Origin of the sequence: Okeania sp. SIO2F4 (genome assembly GCF_010672385.1) — a bacterium.
In the GTDB taxonomy this organism is placed as follows: domain Bacteria; phylum Cyanobacteriota; class Cyanobacteriia; order Cyanobacteriales; family Microcoleaceae; genus Trichodesmium.
On sequence record NZ_JAAHGT010000477.1, the window covers coordinates 1 to 7,315 of the forward strand.

General features: G+C 36.7%; 5 protein-coding genes. 1 reads left to right on the forward strand and 4 read right to left on the reverse strand.

Features of this window, described 5'->3' with window-relative positions; translation table 11 throughout:
* The 4 genes from F6K22_RS25195 to F6K22_RS25210 form a co-directional block, all read right to left on the reverse strand.
* The coding region (locus F6K22_RS25195; protein ID WP_293104289.1) for a serine/threonine protein kinase at positions 1 to 949 on the reverse strand (949 nt) is incomplete at its 3' end.
* Positions 950 to 1,099: 150 nt separating this feature from the next.
* On the reverse strand, positions 1,100 to 1,447 hold the full coding sequence (locus tag F6K22_RS25200) for a hypothetical protein (protein WP_293104292.1): 348 nt from the start codon (positions 1,445 to 1,447) through the stop codon (positions 1,100 to 1,102).
* 80 nt (positions 1,448 to 1,527) lie between these two features.
* Positions 1,528 to 3,306: a serine/threonine protein kinase gene (locus F6K22_RS25205; protein WP_293104295.1), complete on the reverse strand. Its 1,779-nt coding sequence runs from the start codon at positions 3,304 to 3,306 to the stop codon at positions 1,528 to 1,530.
* Between the two features lie 253 nt (positions 3,307 to 3,559).
* The gene (locus tag F6K22_RS25210; RefSeq protein ID WP_293104298.1) at positions 3,560 to 3,739 is read right to left on the reverse strand and encodes a hypothetical protein; all 180 of its coding nucleotides are present in this window, start codon (positions 3,737 to 3,739) and stop codon (positions 3,560 to 3,562) included.
* A gap of 133 nt (positions 3,740 to 3,872) precedes the next feature.
* Between F6K22_RS25210 and leuS the strand changes: the two genes are divergently transcribed.
* Positions 3,873 to 6,665 carry a leucine--tRNA ligase gene (leuS, locus tag F6K22_RS25215; protein WP_293104301.1) on the forward strand — a complete coding sequence of 931 codons (2,793 nt, stop codon included), beginning with the start codon at positions 3,873 to 3,875 and terminating at the stop codon, positions 6,663 to 6,665.
* Positions 6,666 to 7,315 lie beyond the last annotated feature (650 nt).

A 7,315-nucleotide genomic window follows, 5' to 3' on the forward strand; every position in this document is an offset into this window, starting at 1 on the left:
TTTTTATATAGTCAAGGGGTTTATTTAGTTGATTATTATAAAATCTGAAAATACTAAAACCAGCACTCCCAATTACCAGAAACCCAAGAATGCTCGTCAATATTATTTGAGTAAACTTTCGTGTTTGAGAAGGGGCTAATACTTTTAAGGGAATTAAAGCATCAAGGGCTAATTCTGCTGATGAATATCTATCTTTATAATTAGGTTGTACCATTTTTTCTAGCCAGATAATAAAGTCTTGACTTAGGTGCTTTACTTGGTGCTGAAAATTAATTTTTCCCATGTCATCCATGAGACTTCCTACTTCTGTTGCGGGGGTATTTGTTAATAAACAAATTAATGTTGCACCGAGACTATATAAGTCTGATGCTGTTGTTAATTCCCGATTAAATATTTGTTCTGGAGGCATAAATCCTAATGTACCTTTGACTACGCTACTAACAGCAACTTCTCCTCCTCCTATCCTGGCAAAACCAAAGTCTACTAGGCTAATGTTCATCTGTTCATCTATTAGAATATTTTCTAGTTTTAAGTCTCTATGAATCACTGGTGGAATTCTGTTTTGGAGGTATTTAATAATTTCTAGAACTGAAATTGCTATTTGTTTTATTTGTTGGGGTTGCCATTTTTGAGAGGTTGCTAAGTTTGCTAAAGAAGTAGCGTTTTTATATTCTTGTACCATGCAAAAACCTGATGGTGTTTGGAAAGAATCTAAGTAGTGAGGAATGTTGGGATGGTCTAGAGTTTTTAATACTTGAACTTCTCTTTCATAAGCTTGATATTCTGACCAATGCGCTCCAGTTGTAGCAAATTGAAATTGTTTAACTACTACTGTTTTTTGAGTGTTAATTTCTGTGGCAAGATAGGTTACTCTTCCACCTGCACGGTTGTGTCCGAGTTCTTTGATTATTTGATAGCCGTAATTGGAAAAATTGGGATAATTATTCATAGTAATTAGAGTGAAAAAATTTACAAGTACGTCCGCAGCGACTGGAGCGGAGCGGAAGGAAGCAATCTCAAAGATTTCGACTACTCTAAAATTTCATTACATAGTGAGGTTTATTTACACCTATCTACTTATACTTTAATTAAGTTTGGCTCAGATTTTCTGTATTGATAAAATATTTTGGTAGGTTTGAATAATAAGTAAATTAGGGGTATTAGAGTAGCAGCAAGAGAGGCGATCGCTACTATTGCTGAGTCTAAAATTTCTGTATTTAGGAATTGCTGGATAATGGAGAGTTTTCAATACTTTAATTTTTTGTTCGTCGCCATCATATTCGGCCCAAGTAGCGCCTAGTTTCGTCAATTGAAATTGTTTGACTACTACTGTTTTTTGAGTGTTAATTTCTGTGGCAAGATAGGTAACTCTTCCACCTGCACGGTTGTGTCCGAGTTCTTTGATTATTTGATAGCCGTAATTATAAAAATTGGGGTAATTATTCATGGGAATTAGTAGATTTTTAAGGAACAGAGAATAGGAAGCAATTAAATTCTTGCATCAGATTCCAGAATGCTATATTTTGATTATGCTTTAATTAAATTTGGCTCAGATTTTCTGTATTTAGCGATTATTTTCATAGGTTTGAGTATTAAATAAATTAGAGGTATTAGAGTCAAAGACATCAAGGCGATCGCTACTATTGCTGAGTCTAAAATTTCTCCTAAAGTAAAGCAGTGTAGTTGAGGAATGACTTCAGAAAAAATCTTAAAAGTTATAATTAAGCTGAAGTTTAGTCCTATTTGTAAAAGAGTTATGAGTCTTTCTTGTCTTTCGGAGAACAAGTGACTTATCTTGTTTTTAGGTATTATTGTTTTTGCCAAAATAAACAAATGCAGGGAAGCTAAACCATCCGACATTGATAATATTAATGACATGTGTGTGACTAAAACTAATACCCGAATTAAAGCTCCTGGAATACTTAGAATCAGTATAAGACTTACAATAGTTATTATGGGTATTATAAAGCAAATACCCATTTCTTTAAGAGTGTTGTTGTTTATGGAATTCAAAGCATATACTAATATAGATATTGCTGCCAACACAATAGATAGAGGATGGAATTGCAATAAACTAAACCAGTAAAATATAACCACTGCCAGGAGAAAGCGACAAAAAAAGAACATCAAAACGGAGCTAGCTTCTAATTTAGTAACACTAGCAGTTTTCACCTGAATATTTATCTTCAGACTTTCTAATTCTGAATTATTATGTAAAATTATCTCCCTTTTATGAATTGTATTTTCTACTAACTTACTGGTATCTACTATAATTTTACACTTGACATTATTACCTGCAAACTTATGAGGTGAAAATGAAATCCAACTATGGTCATAAGGAGTATGAGGAGGGTCATTAACATGGGGAGCAACTTCCCATCTACCACATAAAATTGTTTCTGGAATTGGATTACTAATCTGTATAATACCTGTTAATTTTTCTCCCCATTTATTACTAGCAAATTCTAGATTTTTTCGACTAATTCTAAGTTTCGGTAAACGATTGACATCTAAAACTCGAAGAGCAGCTAAAGCCTTCTTAGCATTTTTATATCTATCTGTATATTTTGGTTCTGTTATCTTTTCCAACCAATTAATCCAACCCCTTTCTAATGGTGGTACTAAATGACGAAAAATTATCCGATAATCAGCATCAATCAAATTGCCAATATCTCCAGATTTTATTCCAGTTAATAAACAAATTAATGTCGCACCGAGACTATATAAATCTGAACTTCTTGTTAATTGACGATTAAATATTTGTTCGGGAGACATAAATCCCATCGTACCTTTAACAACACTACTTGCTGCTATTTCTCCTCCTCCCATTCTGGCAAAACCAAAGTCTACTAAATAAACTTTTAACTCCTCATCAATTAAAATATTTTCTGGTTTAATATCTCGATGAATAACAGGTTTTCGTTTACTTTGTAAATAGACTAAAATTTCCAAAATTGAAATAGCAATCTGTTTAATTTCTTGAGGTTGCCACTGACGATAAATTACGGCAGATTCGGCTGCAATATATTCTTGAATCATGCAGAAACCATCAGTAGTTTGAAAAGAATCTAAATATTTAGGAATTCCTGGATGATTGAGACTTTTTAAGACTGCAATTTCTTGAGAGTAGGCATCATATTCTGCCCAACTTGCTCCTAGTTTTGCAAATTGAAATTGTTTGATAACTACCTTTTTTTGAGTCTTGATATTTTGCGCTAAATAAGTGACTCGCCCACCAATATTATTGTGACCAAGTTCTCTAATTATTTGATAGTTATGAGAAGAAAAGTTGGGGTAATTATTCATGGGTTTTTAGTAGATTTTTTGGGAACACTAAGCAGTTAAATTATCAGAGATTTTTGCTAATACTTATTTTTGTATTTACCAAAAAATGAGGGTATGCGCCTCCCCTTTTAAGGGGATGAAAAAGCGGTCGGAAAGCGGAGCAGTCCGTTAGGATGGGATGGCGAGGTTTCCTCGCTTGCCTCCAATCGACCAAGAGAAATATTTAACTCAGTATTTCAAGCCTCCGACTTTAAGTCGGAGGTTCACTGATAACTTATAACTGATAACTGATAACTGATAACTGATAACTGAAATGACCTATTATTTTCAGAAATTTTAATCTTACATACAAAGAGTCACAGAAAGAAAGGCGATCGCTCCGACTACTAATAGTTCTATTTCTCCTGAACTTATGCAGTTTAGAACTAACCAATAATCTTTCCACAACTAACAAAATTTATCGCTGTTCCGAACTTTATATATTACATTCAGTAGCATAATGTAACCATCAATCCTCATAGTCGAGGAATTATGTCAAAATAATCAAGAAAACTAGATTACTGAAGATAATTACGGAGAAAAATACGGTGGATTCCAAATATAACCCTGTATCCATTGAACAAAAGTGGCAAAAAACCTGGGCTGAACAAAACCAATATCAAACCCCCACAAACAACAACCAACCTAAATTCTACGCTCTATCCATGTTCCCTTACCCATCCGGTAACTTACACATGGGTCATGTTCGTAACTACACCATTACCGACGTCATTGCCCGACTCAAACGGATGCAAGGTTATCGTGTCCTGCACCCCATGGGTTGGGACGCCTTTGGACTCCCTGCAGAAAATGCAGCTATTGACCGGGGTATCCCACCCGCCAAATGGACTCTGCAAAATATTGCCCAAATGAAAGAACAACTAAGACGTTTGGGTTTTTCCATCGACTGGGAAAAAGAAGTCGCTACCTGTACTCCCGAATACTATCGTTGGACTCAATGGATATTCCTGCAATTTTTCCAAGCTGGTCTGGCATATCAAAAAGAATCTGCTGTTAACTGGGACCCCATCGACCAAACCGTACTGGCCAACGAACAGGTAGATGGCGAAGGTCGTTCCTGGCGTTCCGGCGCAAAAGTGGAACGTAAATTGTTGCGTCAGTGGTTCTTCAAAATTACTGACTATGCGGAACAACTCCTCAACGACTTGGATAAATTGCCTGGTTGGCCGGAACGAGTTAAATTGATGCAGGCGAACTGGATAGGAAAATCTGTCGGAGCTTATTTGGAATTTCCCATAGTGGGGATGGATAAAAAAATCGGAGTCTTCACCACCAGACCCGATACTGTCTATGGCGTAAGTTACGTTGTCTTAGCTCCCGAACATCCTTTGACAGCGGAGGTGACAACCCCAGAACAACAAGTCACTGTCGAAACTTTCATTCAAGAAGTGGCTGCCGAAAGTGAATTAGAACGTACCGCTGAAGACAAACCAAAACGTGGCGTTCCTACTGGTGGCAAAGCTATTAACCCATTTAATAATCAGGAAGTTCCCATCTGGATCGCCGACTATGTACTCTATGAATATGGTACAGGTGCGGTTATGGGAGTACCCGCTCACGATGTCCGTGATTTCCAGTTTGCCAAACAATATAATTTACCTATTAAACCTGTTATTGTGGCAGATGATTCAGATAATGATGACGATCAGATGTCAGAAGCTTATACTGATGTTGGTATTATGGTTAACTCCGGTCCGTTTAACGGGGAAAAATCTACCTTTGCTAAAAAAGCAATTATTGAACTTGCTGAAGACGAAGGTTATGGAGAAGGTCGCATACAATATCGTTTGCGGGATTGGTTGATTTCTAGACAACGTTACTGGGGCGCACCAATACCTATTATTCATTGTCCGAACTGTGGTGCTGTACCTGTACCAGATGAAGATTTGCCTGTGAAGTTGCCGGAAGATGTGGAATTTTCTGGTCGCGGTCCGTCACCCTTGGCAAAATTGGATGATTGGGTGAATGTTCCTTGTCCTAGTTGTGGTACGACCGCAAAACGGGAAACTGACACGATGGATACTTTTATTGATTCGTCCTGGTATTATTTGCGTTATCCAGATGCGACAAATGAACAGCAGGTGTTTGACTCTGAAGTTGTAAATGACTGGTTGCCTGTAGATCAATATGTGGGTGGTATCGAACACGCGATTTTGCATTTGTTGTATTCCAGATTTTTTACTAAGGTTTTGCGCGACAGAGGTTTGTGCAATTTTGATGAACCTTTCGAGCGTTTGTTAACTCAGGGAATGGTGCAAGGTATTACTTACAAAAATCCGGTGACTAACAAATATATTCCGTTTGCAGATGTTAACCCGGAAGAACCGAAAGACCCGAATACTGGGGATAAATTAGAAGTCTTCTTTGAGAAGATGTCTAAATCTAAATATAACGGTGTCGATCCTTTGGAAGTAATGGCAAAATATGGTGCGGATACAGCGCGGATGTTTATTTTGTTTAAAGCGCCACCGGAAAAAGATTTGGAGTGGGATGATGCTGATGTACAAGGACAGTTTCGTTTCCTTAACCGAGTGTGGTCTTTGGTAACGGAATTTTCTGCAAATAATAGTTTTAGTGAGTTGAAAGCAAAAACTAATGGTATTACTCAAGCAGACTTGAAAGATTTAGATTGGTCTCGATATTTGATTACTGAAATAACGAAAAATCTTTCTGCATTTAAACTGAGAAATGTGGTGAAAGTTTATGCTGCTACTGATGTCAAGGTGGCAATAGAAGCTAAGTTGAATCATTCGGAAACTCAACAAGAGACTAAGGATGATTTGCAGAAGGGTTTGAGTTGGATAGAAGGTAAGTTTGCTAGAGAACTAACTAAAGCAGAGAAAGATGTTCGACGTGCTGTGCATACTGCTATCAAGGAAGTAACAGAAGATTTAGATGGAGATTATCAATTTAATACTGCTGTTTCTGAAATGATGAAATTGAGTAATGCTTTAAGTGATGCTAGTTGTAAAGATTCTCCTATTTATGGGGAAGGTTTGGAAACTTTGCTGTTGTTATTGGCACCCTTTGCACCACATCTGACTGAGGAGTTGTGGCAAATTGCTGGTAATGTTGCTTCGGTGCATACTCATGGTTGGCCGAAGTTTGATCCGGAAGCTTTAGTGGTAGATGAGATTACGTTGGTAATTCAGATTAAGGGTAAGACTAGGGGAACTATTCAGGTGCCGGCAAAAGCAGATAAGGAAACTTTAGAAAAGTTGGCACGGGACTCAGAAGTAGCGCAGCGTAATTTGGCAGGTAAGGAAATTAAGAAAGTGATTGTAGTTCCTGGAAAGTTAGTTAATTTTGTGGTTGCTTGATATAGCGCTACGCGCAAGTCATATCAAATCCGGTAGCATTGGTGTAATTAGATAATAAGAGTGTGGGAAGGGTGGGGAGTGTGGGGATATGGGGAGAGCTAGAAAGATTTAGCAATAGTTTTTCCCTTTTTTTAAATATTTACCCCTTTTCCCTTCTTGCTTCTTCCTTATTTCTTATACCAAATTCAAAAAAGGAAGTTACATCTTAAGTATGTGATTTATTCCTACAATAAAAAATTATAAATTCCATAAATTGTCAAAATTAAACATTTTTTCCTCTTTTTTTATTATTATTTTCTTTCCATGTTCCCTGTTACCTATTCCCTGTTTCATGACTGTAGCAATATTTTCTGAAATTGGTATTACTTCTACCATTTGTAACAAACACTTATCAAATTGGTATTAGAACATTAATACAATTGAAATCCTTTACAACCAATAGTTTTGACTTGAGCTGATAGCTGATAGCTCAATGCTATAAATAAATTAGGCTTTCTGAGCAACCTGAAGCACAGATAAGTAAGAAAGGTTAATAGTATCTCCATAATCATTGTCCAAACTTGTCCTCAAATTGGCAAATAAAGTCTGACGTTGTTCTGAGTCTATTGCGATGTAGGGTGATAAGGTGCTTAAAAGCGCTATATAATCAT